The 18,910-nt window shown below is 69.0% G+C and carries 18 protein-coding genes; 9 read left to right on the forward strand and 9 right to left on the reverse strand.

Features of this window, described 5'->3' with window-relative positions:
- Positions 1-103: 103 nt before the first annotated feature.
- From ACMGFH_RS09700 to ACMGFH_RS09710, 3 genes are all read left to right on the forward strand, one after another.
- Entirely contained in the window at positions 104-514 is a 411-nt protein-coding gene (locus tag ACMGFH_RS09700) for a hypothetical protein (RefSeq protein WP_415382880.1), read from the forward strand.
- Positions 515-563: 49 nt separating this feature from the next.
- Positions 564-2,249, forward strand: a complete 1,686-nt coding sequence (locus tag ACMGFH_RS09705) for an acyl-CoA mutase large subunit family protein (RefSeq protein ID WP_415382881.1) — start codon at positions 564-566, stop codon at positions 2,247-2,249.
- Positions 2,250-2,389: 140 nt separating this feature from the next.
- Entirely contained in the window at positions 2,390-3,007 is a 618-nt protein-coding gene (locus ACMGFH_RS09710) for a DUF998 domain-containing protein (protein WP_415382882.1), read from the forward strand.
- Between the two features lie 21 nt (positions 3,008-3,028).
- Here the strand turns inward: ACMGFH_RS09710 and ACMGFH_RS09715 are convergent, their stop codons facing one another.
- Together ACMGFH_RS09715 and ACMGFH_RS09720 are read right to left on the reverse strand one after the other, a co-directional pair.
- Positions 3,029-3,466 (reverse strand): NUDIX hydrolase, encoded by a 438-nt coding sequence (locus ACMGFH_RS09715; RefSeq protein ID WP_415382883.1) that lies wholly within the window; start codon positions 3,464-3,466, stop codon positions 3,029-3,031.
- Positions 3,467-3,914: 448 nt separating this feature from the next.
- Positions 3,915-5,018, reverse strand: coding sequence for an aminotransferase class V-fold PLP-dependent enzyme (locus ACMGFH_RS09720; RefSeq protein ID WP_415382884.1), 1,104 nt, complete (start codon positions 5,016-5,018; stop codon positions 3,915-3,917).
- 80 nt (positions 5,019-5,098) lie between these two features.
- Here ACMGFH_RS09720 and mce point away from each other — a divergent pair, with 80 nt between their 5' ends.
- Positions 5,099-5,488 carry a methylmalonyl-CoA epimerase gene (gene mce / locus ACMGFH_RS09725; protein ID WP_415382885.1) on the forward strand — a complete coding sequence of 130 codons (390 nt, stop codon included), beginning with the start codon at positions 5,099-5,101 and terminating at the stop codon, positions 5,486-5,488.
- A gap of 29 nt (positions 5,489-5,517) precedes the next feature.
- Here mce and ACMGFH_RS09730 read toward each other — a convergent pair whose 3' ends face one another.
- Both ACMGFH_RS09730 and ACMGFH_RS09735 read right to left on the reverse strand, forming a co-directional pair.
- Positions 5,518-6,168, reverse strand: a complete 651-nt coding sequence (locus ACMGFH_RS09730) for a DUF2391 family protein (protein WP_415382886.1) — start codon at positions 6,166-6,168, stop codon at positions 5,518-5,520.
- Positions 6,165-7,097 carry a 3-hydroxyacyl-CoA dehydrogenase family protein gene (locus ACMGFH_RS09735; protein WP_415382887.1) on the reverse strand — a complete coding sequence of 311 codons (933 nt, stop codon included), beginning with the start codon at positions 7,095-7,097 and terminating at the stop codon, positions 6,165-6,167. The genes ACMGFH_RS09730 and ACMGFH_RS09735 overlap by 4 nt, the downstream gene beginning before the upstream one ends.
- A gap of 89 nt (positions 7,098-7,186) precedes the next feature.
- On the opposite strand from ACMGFH_RS09735, the gene ACMGFH_RS09740 reads away from it, so the two are divergent.
- Positions 7,187-7,648, forward strand: coding sequence for a MaoC/PaaZ C-terminal domain-containing protein (locus ACMGFH_RS09740; RefSeq protein ID WP_415382888.1), 462 nt, complete (start codon positions 7,187-7,189; stop codon positions 7,646-7,648).
- Positions 7,649-7,909: 261 nt separating this feature from the next.
- Positions 7,910-8,881 (forward strand): transcription initiation factor IIB, encoded by a 972-nt coding sequence (locus ACMGFH_RS09745; RefSeq protein ID WP_415382889.1) that lies wholly within the window; start codon positions 7,910-7,912, stop codon positions 8,879-8,881.
- Positions 8,882-9,044: 163 nt separating this feature from the next.
- Here ACMGFH_RS09745 and ACMGFH_RS09750 read toward each other — a convergent pair whose 3' ends face one another.
- The 3 genes from ACMGFH_RS09750 to ACMGFH_RS09760 all read right to left on the reverse strand — a co-directional run bounded on the left by ACMGFH_RS09750 (position 9,045) and on the right by ACMGFH_RS09760 (position 13,816).
- Positions 9,045-9,776 (reverse strand): bacteriorhodopsin, encoded by a 732-nt coding sequence (locus ACMGFH_RS09750; protein WP_415382890.1) that lies wholly within the window; start codon positions 9,774-9,776, stop codon positions 9,045-9,047.
- Positions 9,777-9,778: 2 nt separating this feature from the next.
- Positions 9,779-12,070 (reverse strand): methyl-accepting chemotaxis protein, encoded by a 2,292-nt coding sequence (locus tag ACMGFH_RS09755; protein WP_415382892.1) that lies wholly within the window; start codon positions 12,068-12,070, stop codon positions 9,779-9,781.
- A gap of 117 nt (positions 12,071-12,187) precedes the next feature.
- Positions 12,188-13,816 (reverse strand): DUF3604 domain-containing protein, encoded by a 1,629-nt coding sequence (locus ACMGFH_RS09760; RefSeq protein WP_415382894.1) that lies wholly within the window; start codon positions 13,814-13,816, stop codon positions 12,188-12,190.
- 234 nt (positions 13,817-14,050) lie between these two features.
- Between ACMGFH_RS09760 and ACMGFH_RS09765 the strand changes: the two genes are divergently transcribed.
- Both ACMGFH_RS09765 and ACMGFH_RS09770 read left to right on the forward strand, forming a co-directional pair.
- Complete coding sequence (locus tag ACMGFH_RS09765; RefSeq protein WP_415382896.1) at positions 14,051-15,553, forward strand: protein kinase domain-containing protein; 1,503 nt, start codon at positions 14,051-14,053, stop codon at positions 15,551-15,553.
- On the forward strand, positions 15,543-16,283 hold the full coding sequence (locus ACMGFH_RS09770; RefSeq protein WP_415382898.1) for a hypothetical protein: 741 nt from the start codon (positions 15,543-15,545) through the stop codon (positions 16,281-16,283). The genes ACMGFH_RS09765 and ACMGFH_RS09770 overlap by 11 nt, the downstream gene beginning before the upstream one ends.
- 441 nt (positions 16,284-16,724) lie before the next feature.
- Here ACMGFH_RS09770 and ACMGFH_RS09775 read toward each other — a convergent pair whose 3' ends face one another.
- Positions 16,725-17,378 carry a glycerophosphodiester phosphodiesterase gene (locus ACMGFH_RS09775; RefSeq protein ID WP_415382900.1) on the reverse strand — a complete coding sequence of 218 codons (654 nt, stop codon included), beginning with the start codon at positions 17,376-17,378 and terminating at the stop codon, positions 16,725-16,727.
- 87 nt (positions 17,379-17,465) lie between these two features.
- Here ACMGFH_RS09775 and ACMGFH_RS09780 point away from each other — a divergent pair, with 87 nt between their 5' ends.
- Positions 17,466-18,185, forward strand: coding sequence for an SDR family oxidoreductase (locus ACMGFH_RS09780; RefSeq protein ID WP_415382901.1), 720 nt, complete (start codon positions 17,466-17,468; stop codon positions 18,183-18,185).
- Positions 18,186-18,215: 30 nt separating this feature from the next.
- Here ACMGFH_RS09780 and ACMGFH_RS09785 read toward each other — a convergent pair whose 3' ends face one another.
- Positions 18,216-18,848, reverse strand: a complete 633-nt coding sequence (locus ACMGFH_RS09785) for a hypothetical protein (protein WP_415382902.1) — start codon at positions 18,846-18,848, stop codon at positions 18,216-18,218.
- Positions 18,849-18,910 lie beyond the last annotated feature (62 nt).

The following is an 18,910-nucleotide window of genomic DNA, read 5'->3' on the forward strand; positions in this document are numbered from 1 at the left end:
AGTCGGACCGGTGCGGTCGTGCCGACCGTCGCCTCGTCCGCAGTCCGTCGCTGTGTCAGGTCACTCGGTCAATGTTTTTGCCACGGGCGTCGAACGGGGAGATATGCGCCCCGCCCTCTACTGGCTGTTCAGCGTCGTCGTCGGCGTCGCCGTCGCCGCGGTGACGTGGGAGTACGCGGACTGGCACGTCGCCGGCGTCGCGCTCGGACTCGTTTACGTCGTCGGCATCGGACTGGTCTGTAGAGCCCACCTCGCCCTCAGATCGCGTATCGACTCGTGGAAGCGTCCCTCGCTGTGGGCCGGCGCGTTCGGCGGCCTCACGGCGTTCACAGCGACGACGACCGCGAATGCCGTCTCCGACTCCTCGGGGACGGTCCTCGCCGTCACGCTGGCGGTCTTCGGCGCCGGAATCGTCGGCGTCGCCGCCGGCGTCGGCATCGCGCTCGAAAACCTCGACCGCCCTGGGCAGCGCCCCGCCGACGGCGATCCGCACCCGGCGACGAGCGACGGGTAACCGCCGCCTCGCCGCCAACGGTTAAGGGCAGCCGCGCGAACGTCCACGTATGTTCGACCCCGACGACCTCGCGGCCATCCGGGAGGGTCGCGAGGAGTGGGAGGCAGACACGCGCGGGCCGACCGTCGACCGCTTCGGGGAGCGCGAGGAGACCTTCGAGACCGATACCGGCGGCCAGGAGGTCGCCCCCCTCTACACCCCCGCCGACGTGGCCGACCTCGACTACGCGGAGGACCTCGGCTTCCCCGGCGAGGAGCCGTACACCCGCGGCGTCTATTCCACGATGTACCGCGGCCGACTGTGGACGATGCGCCAGTACGCCGGTATGGGCACCGCGACGGAGACCAACGAGCGGTTCAACTACCTCATGGACGAGGGCCAGACCGGCCTCTCGATGGCGTTCGACCTCCCCACGCAGATGGGCTACGACTCCGACGCCGGTATGGCCGCCGGCGAAGTGGGGAAAGCCGGCGTCGCCATCGACTCGCTGCGGGACATGGAGACGGTCTTCGACGGCATCCCGCTGGACGAGGTGTCCACGTCGATGACGATCAACGCTCCGGCGAGTGTGCTGCTCGCCATGTACATCGCCATCGGCGACAAGCAGGGCGTCCCCCGCGAGGAACTCAGGGGGACCATCCAGAACGACGTGCTCAAGGAGTACATCGCGCGGAACACGTACATCTACCCGCCGGAGCCGTCGATGCGCATCATCACGGACATCTTCGAGTACTGCGCCGCGGAGGTGCCGAACTTCAACACCATCTCCATCTCCGGCTATCACATCCGCGAGGCCGGCTCGACCGCCGCTCAGGAGATCGCGTTCACCCTCGCCGACGGCATCGAGTACGTCGAGGCCGCACAGGAAGCGGGCCTCGACGTCGACGAGTTCGCCCCTCAGCTCTCCTTTTTCTTCGCCTCGTACAACAACATCCTCGAAGAGGTGGCAAAATTCAGGGCCGCTCGCCGGATGTGGCACGCCATCATGGAGGAGCGCTTCGACGCCGAGAAGCCCGCCTCCAAACAGCTGAAGTTCCACACCCAGACCGCGGGGTCGACGCTGACCGCCCAGCAGATCGAGAACAACGTCGTCCGGGTGGCCTACCAGGCGCTCGCGGCGGTGCTCGGCGGCACGCAGAGCCTTCACACCAACGGGAAAGACGAGGCGCTCTCCCTGCCGACCGAGAAGTCCGTCCGGACCGCGCTGCGGACTCAGCAAATTTTGGCCCACGAGTCGGGCGCCGCGGACACCATCGACCCCCTCGGCGGGAGCTACTACGTCGAGTCGCTCACCGACGAGGTCGAAGCTGAAGCCCGCGAGATCCTCGACGAGGTCGATTCCAGGGGCGGGATGCGGAAGGCCATCGAGAGCGGGTGGGTCCAGCGGCAGATCCAGGACGTGGCCTACGAGCGCCAGGAGGCGATCGAGTCCGGCGAGCGGGTCATCGTCGGCGTCAACGAGTACACCGTCGAGGAGGACGCCCAGGACGCCGACGTCGAGGAGGTCTCCGAGAAGCAGGAACGGAACCAGATCGAGCGGCTGCAGTCGGTCCGCGAGGAGCGCGACGACGAGGCGGTCGATGCAGCGCTGGCCGCGCTCGGCGAGGCCGCCCGCGGCGACGAGAACCTCCTCCCCTACATCGTCGACGCCGTGAAGGCCTACGCCACGACGGGCGAGATCTGCGACGAACTCCGGGACGTCTTCGGCGAGTACCAGCCCGGCGCGGCGCTGTAGACCGGTCACGGCGCCGGAGACCGGTCGCGGCGCCGTCGAGACCGAACACCCGGGCGCGATTCCGCGGTCGCTCGCCGTCTGTTCCCGCCGCACGCAGTCGATCCCCGTGATTTTTGCGCCGGGCGGGCGCAGGCCGCGACATGGCACAGTCCCAGTACGACCCCGCCCTCGCGCGGGTCCCGCCCTCCCTCGGACTCGCCGCCGTCGCCGTCTCGTTCGGCGGCGTCGTCTACGCGATGTTCGCCGCGCCCTGGTTCTCGCCGTTCCGGTACGCCCTCTCGGATCTCGGCGCCCGCGGCGCGGTGACGGCACCCATCTTCAACGGCGCCCTCCTCGTCGGCGGCGCCCTCGGCGTCGGTTTCGTCGTCTCGGTCCTCGCCGACGTCGACCACCCCATCCGCGCAGCCGGCGCTCTGTTCGGCCTGCTCGCGATGGCCTTCATGGCTCTGGTCGGCGTGTTCCCGCTCCCCCATCCCCTGCACGGCGTCGTCGCGATCCCCTTCTTCCTCTGCCTCACGCTCGCCGTCATGCTCTGGGGCGCCGGCGACTACGCCGCCGGCCGGGAGGTCCGCGGCCTCGTTCTCGTCCTCGCTGGCGTCTTGCACGTGGTCTCGTGGGCCTGGTGGATCCTCTACCCCTGGTTCCCGCCCGGCATCGCCATCCCGGAACTGTTCGGATCCGTCGCGTTCGCGCTCTGGGGCGGCTGGATCGCGGTCGACGAACTCCGGCGGCTGCGCGTGGATCGCGACCGGCTGTGAGAAGGAGTGTAATCGGCCGCCTCAGTCGCCGTCCCGGACGGCTTCGGCCCGTTCGACGTACGATTCGGTGAACGCCGGGACGTCTTCGTGCTCTCCGAGTTCCTCCCGAGTGAGCCAGTGGACCGCCGCGACCTCGTCGCGGTCCTGCGGCGTCGGCTCGCCGCCGGTGTACTCGCACAGCGTGACGACGTTGAGACACTGCTCGCCGGTGTCGGCCTCGAACGTGCCGCTGCAGACGTACTCGACGACACCGACCTCGATCCCGACTTCCTCGGCGATCTCCCGGCGCGCCGTGGCTTCGATCGCGTCGTCGCCGTCCGGTGGGTCTTCGAGTTTCCCGCCCGGAAGGCCGAGGATTCCCGGGGCGTGTTCTTCTTCGGCACCCCGCTCGATGAGCAGGTACTCGTCATCCCGTGTGACGACGCCGTCCACGTTGACGACGTAGGCGTGTTCTTCCATGGTTGTCGACGCTGTTATTCCGCAATTAATCTCACTATCTCCGTAGCCGGCAGTTGGTTCGGACAGCGCTTCGTACTCGCCGTCGACAACACACAAGGAAAGCCCTCGGCCCGCTCGCTAGCAGTGTCTGCGACAGCGGACAACAACAGGCGATGAACGCCCTCGGCCCGTTCCGGTCCGCCGGAAGACTCACTCCGCTCACGGGTCGCTTCGCTCCCCGTTCGCATCGAGGTCTCCCTTCGGTCGACCTCGTCCCGTTCGTCTTCCGAGCCCTGCCTCACTTCGCTCGGCAGGACGCCAGGGACAGCAGAACGACACCGCACAGCACCGTGCCTCACACCTCCCCAACCGACTGCGATGCTCCCTCGCTTCGCTCGGTGCGCTTCTCGCCCCTCGCACGATACCGTCGCGGGATGAAACCCGCGACAGCGCGCGCCACCCTGAAAATTCAGAGCGCGTCGATCAGGGCGTCGATGTCGTCGGCGCTGTTGAAGACGTGGACGGACACGCGGACGGTCCCGGTCGGCGGGATGTCTCGGACGCGGATGCCCTCGTCGTCAAGTCGGGCCGCCGTTTCGATCGGATCGTCGGCCTCGAAGGAGACGAGCCCGGACTCGTATTCCTCGGCGGAGACCAGTCGGTCGCCGAGACCGTCCTTCAGCCGGTCGGTCAGCCGCTCGACGCGGTCGGCGACGGTGTCGTAGCCGACGTCCTCGATAGTCGCGATGCCCTCGCGGAGGCCCGCGTAGGGGACCGGCGAGACGCTCCCGGTCTCGAACCGGCGGGCGTCGGGCTTCAGTTCGCTGGGATGGGCCTCGGGGTCTTCGACGCCCATGTAGCCGACCTGTGCGGGTTCGAGCGAGCGGGCGAACTCGTCGGCGACGTAGAGGAAGCCGGTGCCCGTCGGCGCGAGCAGCCACTTGTGACCGGCGGCGGCGACCGCGTCGGCGCCCCACGCGGCGAAGTCGACGGGGGCCTGGCCGACCGACTGGACGGCGTCGACGAGAACGCGAGCACCGGCGTCCTGCGCGATATCAGTGAGTTCCGCGACGGGGAGGCGACAGCCGTCGGTCCAGCACAGCGAGCTAAAGACCGCGAGTTTCGCGCCGTCGACGGCCTCGCGCCACTCGTCGCGGTCGACCTGGCCGCCGGCCGCGTCGACGACGCGAACCTCGATGCCGACGGCGTTCTGCAGTCGCTCCCACGGCAGGATGCCCGCGGAGTGCTCCTGGTCGGTGCGGACGACGACGTCGCCGGGCTGCCAGTCCATCGCCGCGGCGATGCGGCCGATGCCGTCGGTCGTGCTCTGGGTGAGCGCGATGGACTCCGGGGCCGCCCCGACGTGTCCGGCGACCACCGCGCGCGTCTCGTCGAGCGCCTCGAACAGCGCGCCGTAGGTGCCCGCGCCGGTGGGCGCCTCGTACTCGTGATACTCCAGGGCGTCCTGGGTCGCTTCGACGACCCGGCGGGGGCTCGGCCCGCCGGCGCCGGTGTTGAGGTAGATCCCCTCGTCGAGCGCCGGCATGTCCGCGCGGAGTTCCTCGGGAGTCATAGCAGAATCGACGGCGCGTGGGCGATTAAGGCCGGCGGTCCCGACGCCGGGATTAAGCCCTCGACGGGCCAAGCGCCGCCATGGAGTTCGACCACGCCGGCATCGCGACCGACGACCGCGACGCCCTCATCGACCTGTACGGAACCGTCCTCGACGCCTCCGTCGCCCACGAGGAGACCTTCGGCGACCTACGGGTCGCCTTCCTCGATATGGGAAACGGATACCTCGAACTGCTCGAACCGACCCCCGACGCGCAGGGGCCGATCCCCAACTACCTCGACAGTCGAGGCGCGGGCATCCACCACCTCGCGCTCCGAACCGACGACATCGGCGACGCGCTCGACGCGGCCCGGGCAGCGGGCGTCGAACTCATCGACGAAGCGCCGCGGCCCGGCGCGTGGGGTCACGAAGTGGCGTTTCTCCACCCGGAATCCACGGGCGGGATCCTGATCGAGTTCGTCGAGCACTGAATGAGCGGGATGGACAGCGGGGCGCGGGCTCACCCCGGCAGCAGATCCCCGAGCGCGGACCCGATCGCCATCGGGACGAGCGCGACGCTGACCTGACCGAGCGCGAACCACGGCTCGGCCCAGTCGACGCGTCCCCAGGCCGTCATCACGACGAGCGCGGTGAGCAGCGGGATGGTGAGCACGCCGAGGAACTTCCGCGGGAGGACGCCCAGGATCGGGTTGTGGACGCGCACGTCCTGGAAGTCCGCGACGTAGAGGATCCCGATCACTAGCGCGACCGTCAGCGCGTTCGTCAGCACGAAGTAGTGCGGTCGAACGGCGATGAAATCGCCGACCTCCTCGGTGCCGCCCTCGACGAACATCGGGATACCGAACAGGAGCGACCCCAGCAGCGCCTCGGCCGCGTCGCTGCGGTCGAACCCGAAGACGACGCGACCGAACACGGCCGGTTCCTGCACGTCCCGCATCATCCGCATGGTCTCGCGGACCTGCTCGCGCTCCTCGTGGTCGTCGACCGTCTCCTCCAGCTCGGCGAGCTCGTCGAACAGGTCGCTCATGTCCGGACCATCGGCTTCCCCGTCCCAGTCCCAGGTCACGTCGTCCGGGACCTCGCCCTCGCTGTACCACTCGTCGTCGGCGCCGGCGTCCCCGTCCGTCCCGCGCTCGCCCCGGCGGCTCATCCGCCGTCGGGATCGGCGTCGGGATCGACCGGGCTCTCGGTGCGCAGGTCCGGGCGCGGGTCCGGATCGGCGGATTCGACCGGCTCGCCGCCCTCCCAGACGTAGAACCCCTCGCCCGTCTTCCGACCCAGGTTCCCGGCCGCCACCTTCTCCCGGAGGACCGGCGGCGGCGTGAACCGCTCGCCCAGCGTCCCGGCGAGGTGGTCGAGCGCATCGAGCGTCGCGTCCAGTCCGCGCTCGTCCGCCGCCGCGAGCGGTCCGACGGGGTGGTCGTGACCCACCGTCATCGCGCGGTCGATCGCCTCGACGCCGGCGGCCCGCTCGTCTATCATCTGCATCGCCTCGACGGCGAGCGCGAGGCCCAGCCGCGTGGCCGCGAAACCGGGCGTGTCCCGGACGACGACTGCCTCCCGGCCCAGGCCGTCGACGAAAGAGACGGCAGCTTCCCGGGTCGGCTCGGCGGTCTGCTCGGCGACGACGACCTCGACCAGCGGCGCCTCGGGCGGGTCGACGAAGTGCAGGCCGACCGCGCGACCCGGATTCTTGAGTCCCGCCGCGACGGCCGTGACCGACACCGCGGCGCCGCTGGTCGCGATGAGCGTCTCCTCGCCGACGTGCTCCTCGACGGCGGCGAAGCGGTCCCGGCGGCCCGCGCGGTCGGCGTCGGTCGCCTCGACGACGAGGTCCGCGTCGGCGACGGCGCCGGCCAGTCCCGTCGTGGCTTCGATGCGCTCGACCGCGTCGTCGCGGGCGTCGGCGTCGAGATCGCCGGCGGCGACGGCGGCGTCGAGCCCGGCCTCGACCGCGTCGATCCCGTCCATGACGACGTTCGCGTCGTCGTCGTGGAGGGTCACGCCGTGTCCCGCGGCGGCACAGCACTGCGCAATACCCCGACCCGTCGCGCCCGCGCCCAGTACGGCAACGTCCATACACCCCATGCGAGCGCCGACCCGATTAAGCGTTGTTGCCCGGGATCGGCCCTCGACTGTTATGCTATTGGCGTGTTAACAGGTAACGCATGCCGTACAGCTACGAACCCCAGTACTTCGAGGAGTTCGAGGAGGGCCAGACGTTCGAGAGCGTCGGTCGCACAGTCACCGAGGCGGATTTCGTCATGCACTCGGCCTTTACCGGCGACTGGACGGAACTGCACACGAACGCCGAGTACGCAGAAGACGGCCCGTTCGGCGAGCGTATCGCGCAGGGACCGATGACGTTCATCCTGGCGACGGGCTTCGTCTACCGCTGTGGCTTCCTCGAACGGCGCGTCGACGCCTTCCTCGGGATGAACTACATGGACATCCCGGCGCCGGTCTACACCGGGGACACCGTCTCCGCCGAGTTCGAAGTGACCGAGATTCGGGAACTCTCCAGTCGCGACGACGCCGGACTCGTGGTGATCGACAGTTCGATGACGAACCAGGACGACGAGGAGGTGTTCGCCGGCGACATGAAGTTCCTCGTGAAGCGTCGGGCGTGACCGCGACGCGAGCGACGGACGGCCGCGGTCGCGCGACGCCGTCGTATCGAACGAGCAATACGAACCGGTGGCCCGGCAGGGGGAACGTCGTCGTCATCCGCATGTCAGACGCGTGTCCCCTGTCGGACCGTGCCCGACAGTCCGCCGTATTCGACGGCCGATAGCCCGAATATGTGCGCTTGCGGACGTTGTGTCGTCTGACATGCGACGGAAGTCGGGCGAAGGGTTTATGTGTCCCCAAAATTTGTCTATATAAGAACAATGGAACGGCCGAGCCGCCAGCGCGAGCGCGTGGAGTCCCAGGAGAAAGAGGAGGAAACAGCGGACGAACAGGCCGAAAATCAGGAGTGCCCCGAGTGCGAGTCGTCCGCGCTCGTGACGAGCGCGGACGGGGGCGAGGTAGTCTGCGAAGACTGCGGCCTCATCATCGACGAGGGCAACATCGACCGCGGACCCGAGTGGCGAGCGTTCAACCACAGCGAGCGACAGGAGAAATCGCGGGTGGGCGCGCCGACCACCCAGACGATGCACGACAAGGGGCTGACGACCCAGATCGACTGGAAGGACAAGGACGCCTACGGGCGTTCGCTGTCCTCGGAGAAGCGCAGCCAGATGCACCGCCTGCGGAAGTGGCAGGAGCGAATCCGAACGAAAGACGCCGGCGAGCGCAACCTCCAGTTCGCGCTCTCCGAGATCGACCGCATGGCTTCGGCGCTGGGCGTCCCGCGCTCGGTACGTGAGGTCGCGTCGGTCATCTATCGGCGCGCGCTCGACGAGGACCTCATCCGCGGCCGGTCCATCGAGGGCGTCGCCACCGCCTGCCTGTATGCCGCCTGCCGCCAGGAGGACATCCCGCGCAGCCTCGAAGAGGTCTCCGAGGTCTCCCGGGTCGAGCAGAAGGAGATCGGCCGCACCTATCGCTACGTCGCCCAGGAACTCAGCCTGAAGATGGAGCCGGTCGACCCCAAGCAGTACGTCCCCCGCTTCGTCTCCGAGCTCGAACTCAGCGAGGAGGTACAGGCGAAAGCCAACGAGATCATCGACGTGACCGCTGAGAAGGGGCTTCTCTCGGGCAAGTCCCCGACAGGCTACGCCGCCGCGGCCATCTACGCCGCCTCCCTGCTCTGTAACGAGAAGAAGACCCAGCGCGAGGTCGCCGACGTCGCCCAGGTGACCGAGGTCACCATCCGGAACCGGTATCAGGAGCAGATCGAAGCGATGGGCATCCACTGACGGGCGCCCAGCGGCCCCGGCATTCGGCACCGTTCGTCCGCCACTGACGGCATCGGGCCGTCGACTCCATTCTTCGCGCACTGACTGGTGAGCGACGGCTCTCGCCGTCTGCGGCGGCCGTCGCTGTCGACTCGGTTCGAACGGCGAGAAACGGGTCCGAGAGTCAGTCGGCGGTGGCGTTCGGGCCGTCGCCGATCGACGCCTCGACGTCGGCTACCTCGTCGCTCGCGGCGGCCATGCTCGCGAAGTCGTTGATGACGATGAGACCGAACCCGACCTTCGCCACCACGTCGATGTAGGTGACGACGAGCGCGGTCGTTTCGGTGTCCATGGCGCCGATTGCCGCCGGTGCCAGCAGCCAGATGACCGGGTAGACCAGCCACAGGACGACGACGAACGATCGGAGCTTCCGGAAGAGCGCGGCCACGTCGTCGGCGCTGTCGTCGGCGAGCGCCTCGCAGTCGGTGAAGAGGAGATACACGACGCCCGCGAAGCAGGCGCTCCCGACCAGGTACAGCGCCCAGTTCAGCGGCGAGCCAAGCGTCGCGCCGACGAACCCGAAGACGATCGTCAGCGCCTGGAGCGTCGCAAGACGGGCGATTAGCTTCGTCGAGGCGCCCACGACGAGCGCGATGACCGCGACGTGGATCGGGGTGGTGAGCAGCCAGTCGACGTACCGCGGGACGAAGACGGTCGCGCCGTCCGCCGTGGTGAGGCCGCCGAATCCGAGGGCCATGAGGCCGTAGGCGACGGCGGCGATCGCGGGCACGACCGTCGCGAGGCCCAGCTGTCGTCGTCGTTCCGTCGGGACGAGGGTCAGTCCGTAGGCCAGCATTGCCGTCCCGACGAGCATTCCGAGCGTGCCGATGGTGAACCAGGTTGTGAGTCCGAGCATTGTCAGTCGTCCGTCGCCGCGGTCGTCGCCGATTCCGCGCCCTCGACGCCCGTTCGCGTCTCGAAGCGCGACAGTTCAGTCTCCAGTTCCTCCGCCCGCTCGCGCAGGTCCCGCGCGGAGGTCGCCACCTCGTCGATGGACCGGGACTGGTCGTCGGCCGCCCCGGCCACCGCGTCGGCCTCCGTCGCGGTCTGCTGGCTGATCGCCGTCAGGTCGTCGATAGTTCCCATGACTTCCTGCGCGGTGCGGGCCTGCTCCTCGGTCGCGTCGTCGATCTCCTGGATACCCGTGTCGACCTCCTCGGTGTACTCGACGATTGTCTCCAGGGCGTCGACGGCCTCCTCGACCGTCGAGACGCCGTCCGTGACGCGCTCGCTCGTCGACTCCATGGTGTCGACCGTCTCGCTGGCCTGGCTCTGGATCCCGTCGATGCGGTCCTCGATGTCGCCCGCGGCCTCCTTGGTCTCCTCGGCCAGCCCCTTGATCTCGTCGGCGACGACCGCGAAGCCGGCGCCGTCGCCGTCCGCGTGGGCCGCCTCGATCGACGCGTTGAGCGCCAGCATGTTCGTCTGCTCGACGATCTCCGTGATCACGCTCACGATCTGGCCGATCTCGTCGAGCTCGTCGTCCAGATCGGTGATCGCTCTGACCGTCTCTTCGGTCTCTTCCTCGATGGCGCCCATCTCCGCGATGGCGCGCTGGGCGGCCTCACGGCCGCCTTCGCCGACCTCGGCGGCCTGCTGGGAGGTCGTCGCGACCTCCTGGGCCGAGGAGGCGACCTGCTGGGCCGTCGCGGAGAGGTTCTCCATCTCGCCGGCCGCGTTCTCCAGGCGGTTCGACTGCTCCGTGGTGCCGTCGAATATCTCCGAGATGGAACTGGTCACCTGTTCGCTCGCCTGGTCGACCCGCTGGGCGTTGTCACCGACCTGTTCGCTGGCCGCCGAGACGTCCCCGGCGAAGGACTTCATCCGCGCGATGGTCTCCTCCAGGGCGTCGAGCGCCTCGTTGATGCTCCGGCCGACCGACTGCATCGACCCGTTGTCGCTCTCGGGGTCCGCCCGCCGGGTGAGGTCGCCGTCCGCCACGGCCGCGAGGACGTCGCCGTACTCCGTGGCTTTGGCCTCCAGGTGCGTCGTCATCGACTCCATCTCGGCGGCCTCTCGCTCGGCGCGCTGGCGCGCGTCCTCGGCCTCCGAACGAGCCGATTCGGCCTCGGCCACCTTCTCGCGGATCGAGTCGCGCATGTCCTGGAACGACCGGTACAGCGTCCCGATCTCGTCTTCCCGGGTCGTCGCGAGGTCGACCTCGAGGTCGCCGTCGGCCATGGCCTGCGCCCGCGCCGACACGCGACGCAGGGAGATGATCGTGTTGCTCCCGATGGTCACGCCGACGAGGCCGAGGTTGATGATCGCCAGCAGGACGAGACCGACGAGGTCGGAGTTGATCTGCGCGCCGAGCGCGTAGGCCGTCTCCTTCGACGAGTGGATCATCACGACCCAGTCTTTGGTCTCCATGCGCGTGCTCGCCATGAGCATCTCCCCGTCGTCCATGAACGACGCTTCGCCCGGCTCCATCATCGAGGGGTCCATCCCGGGCCCATCGTGGGCGGTCAGGATCTCGCTCGCGTTCGGGTGGGCGACGTAGTCGCCGGCCGCGTTGACAACGACGGTCGACGTGTCGGCGTTGGCGTCCGCGAGCGCCTCCGACCGCGCCGCGATGTCGGTCATGAAGACGAGCGCTCGGTTCTCGGCCCCGGGAACCGGCGTCACGACCGCGACGACGGGGTGGTCGACCGCCGACACCTCGAACGGCTCCGAGACGTACGCGTCGTTCGGTCCGTCGAACGTCGGCGGGTCCGTCGCGAACGGCGCGCCCTGCTCGGCCGGGCTCACCCCTTCGAGGTCGTCGTTCGTGCTCTCGACGAACGTCATCGATTCGGTGTCGAGGTAGTGGATCGCCACCACGTCCGGTGGAACGGAGCCAGAGTCGACGATCTCGGTCAGTTCGCGGTCGATGGCGTCGCCGTCGCCCGAGCGCATCGTCTCCAGTCGGGCGGTGAGGACGGCTTCGCGCTCGACGCTCCCGAGCCACGAGTCGAGTTCGTCGGTCCGCGTCTCCGAGAGCGTCTGCAGGTCCCCTTCCACGTCGTCTTGCAGCGTCGCGGAGGCCTGGGTGCTGATGACGGCCCCGAACCCGACCATCACCACCACCGCGACTGCGAGCGCCAACCCGAGGCGAGCGGCGTACGACCGCCTGATTACCCCGGGCAAGAGAGAAGGTGCATCGGATGTCATCGTGCGGTACAGAGGAATACTCCCTGTAAAGCGTTCGTGCGCGATTCTCAGGGCTGATAGCCGCGGCGGCGGTCGCGCGTACCGCTTCCCTCGCCGCGGAGAGATCTGGTCCCCGTCTCAGGTCTCGGGTTCGGCCCAGATCGGACCGGCCCACGACATCCCGCCGTCGGCCTGCTCGACCCGCAGGTAGTAGACGTCGGCGTCGCTGCCGCGCCGGTCGTCCCACGCCATCCCGGTAACCGGCTCGTCGTCGACGACTTCGCCCGACTCCGTGAAGGCGTCCAGGCCCGCTGACTCGTCGGCGGTGCCTTCGACGACGTGCCAGTCCTCGTTGTTCTTGACGACGGTGACGCGCTCGACCGGTGCGGTGCCGGCGACCAGCCACTCGACCGTGCGGTCGCCGTCGGCGGTGACGGTGCTGTCGTTCTCGCCGACCGCGACTCCGTCGACCGCGAACTCGACGAGGGTTCGGTTGGGCTGGCTGGTCGCGTAGACGCGCCGCGAGCGCAGGCTCTCGAAGACGCTCTCGCGGGAGAGGTCTGACGCGTAGAAGCCGGTCAACCCACCGGGGTAGCTCCCCTCCTCCCAGATGCGCCAGATGTGCCCCCAGCCGACACCGTCCTCCCAGATGTCCGAGAGCGAGGGGAGATGGGGCGGCAGGTGAATGTGCGAGCGGCCGGGGCGGGGCGCGTGGAAGTCAGACGACCCCATCATGCCGACGCGGTAGCCGAGTTCGTGGGCGTCCTGGACGTAGTGGCCGGGGTCACCCATCTCGCCCTGGCCCATCTGGACGGGCTTTGGATTGCCCTCGGCCCGCGGCATCTCGCTGGACCCCCACTGGGAGTACACCTCGACGAGCGGCGCGACGTCGTCGTCGTAGTCCACGTTCGAGAAGTCGAAGGGGTACATCGCTTCCGCGGGGTGGTGCGGGATGGCGAGGGCGTCGCCGTCGCTCTCCTCGCGCCACGCCTGCAGGCGGCGGAAGAGCTTCTCGTATCGGTTCGTATCGGTGTCGAGCGAGTCGAACAGTTCGGCGTCGTCGACGCCGTCGAAGTAGACGTTGATGTGCCCGCCCATGTTCGGCTGTTTCGTCCACTCGTAGCCGAACAGCGTCACGAACTCGCCGGGGTCGTGGTAGCGCTTCGTGACGGTCTTCATGTCCTCGAAGTACCCCCCGTGCATCCGGCGACGCTGGAGCTTTGGCGGGATGAAAAACCCCATCGTGTCGTGGTCGGTGTAGGCCACCACGTCGAGATCCATCACGTCGCGGCCGAACTCGAAGCCCTTGCTCATCGACCCGGCGCCGTCGGAGAACTGCGAGTGCAGGTGGATATCGCCCCAGTACAGCCGGTACTCGGGTTCGGACTCGAACACCTGCACCGGGTTGCTGACGAAGCGACGACCGCTCTCGTCGGTCAGCACGAGGTACTGGACGCCCGGCGTCTCGAAGGCGATCCCTTCCTGCTCGGCGACGGCCTCGTCGGTGAGGCCGAAGTTGAGCCGGTCGGGGTGGATCGCGTCGGGGTCGGTGCTCTCGATCGTGAACGCGCCGTCGTACTCCGGGAGCAGGCGGAGGTACTCGTCCCAGACCGACACCGTCGCCGACAGCGGTTCGTCGGCGACGACGCGGGAGGGCAAGACGCACTCGACGTCGTCGAACCGGCGGCGTCGGCCGCGCGCGAGGTCCGCAAGCGAGGGTTTGTTGTCTGCGAACACCTTCACGGACTCGATGGCTTTCGTCAGCATCGGGACCACCGCCGGGGACCGGCGCGTGCACCCGGTCTGGCCGACCGAGCCGGCCGCACGCATTTCTGAACGGACATACCACGGACGTACGTCGGCGACGGGAAAAGCGTCCCGGCGGACGCGACGGAATCTCGGCCGCCCCCGCTCCGTTCCCCGACCCAAACAGTCATTACGGAATATCGTCACATATTCGAGAGACGCCGCGAGGACCCGCCGGCGCGGCGAATCACGACGATGACAGCGGACAGAGACGCCGGCGACGGGGGCGAGCGCGACCCGCTGCTCGCCGTCGTCGCCAACCCGGAGCGTGGGCCCGATCGGTTGCCGTACCTGCTGGGCTCGCTCGACGCCGCGGACCGAGCGCGACGGCTCCGCGCGGCGCTCGCGCTCTGCCTCGTCGTCGAGTCCTCGCCCCACCTCCTGGAGCCGGTCGTCAGACGACTGGTCGACCGTCTGGACGACGACCCACCGGTGGAAGTCCCACACGCCCTCGATTACCTCGCCGCCCGCGACCCGAAAGCGGTCGACGAGGCGGTCACCGACCTCGCCGACGAGGCGGAGTTCTGGGCGCGCCAGTACCTCTCCCAGTCGGGCGGGGGCTTCGCCCGCAGCGAATCCCTCCAGCCGACGCCGGGTAACCGCGACATCGGCAGAACCGACGTGGCCGGCGGCGACGCTGACGCGGACCCCAGGCAGGTGTACACCGACCGTTCGACCGGGGACGACGAAGGCACACCGGCCACAGTCGACCGCGAGGCCGACGAAGACCCAGCGGGAGCAGACGGAGACAGAGACGCCGATGGAGGCGACGCCGATTCCGACGGTGAAGGCGCTGCCGACGAGAGCGGAGACGGGCGAGAACTGACCCGGGGGGCGCTGTCGCTCGTGGCAAAGCGACTCGCCGCCGTGATCGATCGGAGTCGGTTCGACGACCTGAACGTGCTCACGGAGCGCCGCCGCGAGCGCTTCGGCGACCGCTACCGCGCCGTCGGGACCGTCGACGACGCGGAGACGGCGCTCGCGCTGATCGTGTTCCGCGTTCCCGACGGCGACGCCGCGGCGTTCGCCCGGTCGATCCGCAGCGCGCTGGGATCGTGGGCCGGCGTCGACGACCACGAGTCGGTCCTGACCGTTCACGACTGGGCCATCCGGCCGCGTCCGTGGGCCGCGCTCGAACACACCGAATCGGCGCTCCCCGAGTGCGACGCCTTCGCGCCCGACGAGGCGGTCGCGAACGCGATGGAGGTCGCCGATGCGGTCGCCCACGCCCACCGGCGGGGCGTCGTCCACGGCGCGCTCGATCCGGAAACGATCCGGTATCCGGGCGCGACGCTGTCGGCGTCGCAGCGGCAGCGACCTCGCGTGACGGCGTTCGGTCTCGGTCGCGCCTACGCGGCCCACCGCGGCCTCGCGAACGTCGTCGACCCGCGGTACGCCGCGCCCGAGCACTACGACGACCGTTTCGGCCGCGTCGACCACGCGACCGACGTGTACGCCCTCGGTGCGCTCCTCTACCGCCTCGCCACCGGCGAGGCGCCCTTCGTCGGCCGACCGGAAGAGATCAGGACCGGCGTCCTCGCTGACCGGACGCCGGTGCCCGGCGAGGTCGACCCCGAGTTGCCGGACGGCCTCGACCGCGTCGTCCGGAAGGCCATGGCGACCCGGAAGCTCACCCGCTACGAAACGGTCACGCACTTCCGTCGGGAACTGGAGGGGATCGACGCCGATGGCGGGTGACCTGACGTTCGGCCTGTCCCTCGTCGCCGACGACCCGAACCTGACGTTCATCGCTTTCGTCGGCCTCGTCCTGCTCACCGTCGTCGCCGCCCGCTTCGGCGCCTACGCCTACCTGAACGTCCGCGCGACGGAGATGGCCGCCCAGCGCGTCCTCTGGGAGTATCTCCTCTCCGTCGGCGTCGTCGCCGCGCTCTACGGCGTCGTCGGCGTCCTCGAGATCGTCTCCTCGATCCGCACGCCGTACAAGAACGGGGTCATGCTGGCCGTCGTCCTCCTGCTCGCGCTCTCCGTCCGCGAGATCTACTTTAACGCCGCCCTCTCGTCTAGCGCCGCGGACCGGTCGAACGGGTTCGCCGGCCGCCGCCTCGTCGAGGTCGCCTTCGTCGGCGTCGTCGCCGCAGTCGTCTTCGGCGTCGCAGTCGTGGGCGTCGTCCGCCCGCTGCTCGCGCTCCAGAGCGTCGGCGCGCTCGTCATCGCCGGGTACGGCTTCTGGTTCGGCCGTCGCCAGACCGCCGCGGCGATGGTTCAGGGGACGATGATCGACTCGCTGCTCCGCCACCTCCTGCCCGTCATGGCCTTCGCGACGCTCGTCCCCGCCGTCGACCTGGCGACCATCGCCGGCCTCGACCGCGTCGTCGTCGTGCACGTCCAGGTCGTCTTCGTCATCATGACCGCCACCGCCCTGATGACCGCCACCATCAAACTCCGGCAGAACCTCGCGAGTCTGTGACCTCCGGTTGAACAGCTGACTGCTGTGGCGCGCGCCGCCGAGCGTTTCATCGCGAGGCGGCGTCGCGCGAGGGATGACTGAGGGAGCGAAGCGACCGAGGGAATCGGTTGGGGAGGCGTGAGGCGCGGTGCTGTGCGGTGCGGTTCCTGGTGGACTGAAAGGGCGAGGCGGGCTCGCGGTGAGCGAAGCGAACGGAGTCGCTGGGCGGGCACTATCCGAGGGAGCGATAGCGATCGAGGATATCCCGCCCAGCGGCCGCGAGCGGGCCGAGGGCTTTCATCACCTGTTGTTTCCTGCGGTTGCTTCGACTTCTAGCGAGCGCGCCGAGGGTTTTCATCGCCTGTTGTCCGTTCCGGCTGGAACACCGGGTAGAGGGGAAACCGGAGCGGCCGCGTCAACTACCGCCCCGGACCGGAGAACAACCGAAACCCAGCGTACAGATCAATCCTCGGACGGACAGTACTCCGGAAAGTCCGTCATCACGCCGTCGACGCCGGCCTCGCGGAGCGCGTCGGTCTCACCGGACTCACGCACGGTCCATCCGTTCACACCGAGGCCCGCGTCGTGTGCTCGCTCAGCCAAATCCGACGTACACGCGTCGAGATTCGCGTGCAGGAACGAACAACCCAGTTCCGTCGCGCGCTCGACGGCCCCCTCGCCCTCCCAGACGGCGATCGCGGTCGGCAGCCCTTCGACCTCGGAAACGGCCTCGGGATCGAACGACGAGACGACGGTGTCACAGCCCGTGCCAGCGACCAGTCGCTCGACGCCCTCGCCGGTCCCGCGCTCTTTCAGTTCGGCGTGGAGGGTCACGCCGTCGGGGATTGCCTCGACGACCTCCTCGAAGGTCGGCACGCCGGCCCCGGAGCCCTCGACCGACAGCGCGGCGAGTTCCGCGGCGGTGTGGGCGGACACGGGACCACTTCCGTCGGTCGTCCGGTCGACGGTCTCGTCGTGGCAGACGACGAGGTCGCCGGAGCCGCAGATGCGCACGTCGACCTCGACGGCGTCCGCGCGCGACGCCGCGTCCTCGACCGCGGGGACGGTGTTCTCGGGATTGACGCCGCAGAAGCCGCGATGGGCGATGCAGTTCACGACGGGTCGTTCGCTTGGATCGCGGGTAGGCTTTGCCCCGTCGACCGCCGACGTACTTTTAACCTGGTTCCACTCGAACCCACAACCATGTCAGCCGACTTCGACTTCGGAGACAGCGTGGTGCTCGTGACCGGCGCCGGGGGGACGCTCGGCAGCGCCGTCTGTGACGCCTTCGCCGACGCGGGCGCGACGGTCTGCGGCGCCGACCTCATCGGCCCCGACAACGAAGACTTCGAACTCGACACGGACCGCGTCGACTTCTACCAGGGTGACTTCACCGACGAGGACGACGTGGCCGAGACCATAGAGTCCGTCGTCGACGACCACGGCGGTCTAGACGCCCTCGCCAACATCGCCGGCACCTGGCGCGGCGGGACGCCCATCGACGAGACCGAGGCGAAGACATTCGACTTCCTGCTGGACGTGAACCTCAAGACGATGTTCCTCGCCTCCAAACACGCGATCCCCCATCTCCGCGAGTCCGACCTCGCCGGACAGGGCGCCATCGTCAGCGTCTCCGCGCGCTCCTCGCTGGAGGGGGGCGAGGGCGACGGGATCTACCGCGCGTCGAAAGCAGGCGTTCGCATCCTCACCGAGACCATCGCGGAGGAGAACCCGGGCGAGGTGCGCGCCAACGCGGTCATGCCGAGCGTCATCGACACGCCGATGAACCGCGAGATGATGCCGGACTCCGACCACGAGAAATGGGTCGACCCGTCCGACATCGCCGAGACGATCATGTACCTCTGCTCGGACGCCGCCTCGGTCACCAGCGGCGCGGCCGTGCCGGTGTACGGCGAGGCGTAGCGGCTCGAAGAAACCGCGGGGAGTCGCCGCTCAGCAACCGCCCGCCCCACCCGCCGCGCCGGCGCCCGCACAGCTCGCACCGGCGGCGCTCGCGCCGGCCATCGCGGCCGCCGAGCCCGTCACCACCGCCGCGTTGTCGTTCCTGCTGTAGTCCACGCACTCGCCCCACGCGACCGGCGCGATCTGGTCGTCGATGTCGTCGGCCCCCAGCATCGCCGACTTGAAATCCGCTACGTCCCAGCCCGTCTCGGTGACGAGTCGGTCGGCCAGGTCCGGCGTGACGGCGATCCGTCGACACTCCTCGGCCTCGAACAGCTCGTCGCCGTCGAAGGTGAACTGCACGTCGTAGTGGCGGACGAACACCCCCTCGAAGGCGGGGGCCATCGCGCGGATCGCCTCGCCCGCGAGTTCCCAGACGAGGTCGTAGTCCGGCGACTCGACGTCCTCGCCGAGCGAGAAGCGAGCGATGGGCACGACGATGGGCTCCTCGTCGGGGCCTTCGTTGACGACCGCGACGCCGGTCACCGCGCAGTCGTCGATGCCGTACGTCTCGGGCGTGATCCGGTTCTGTAGCGCCTCGTGGGCGTCGTCTTCGCGCTCCTGCAGGTCGACGCCTTCGTCGGTATCGTCGTCGCCGAGCAGTCGTTCCAGTAGGGAGGGCATTGCGTCTCTCCTGTCGCTGGGAGACGACTTAGCGTCTGTGGCCGTAGCTATTTTGAACGACA

Source organism: Halosimplex rarum, assembly GCF_047715405.1.
Classification (GTDB): Archaea; Halobacteriota; Halobacteria; order Halobacteriales; family Haloarculaceae; genus Halosimplex; species Halosimplex rarum.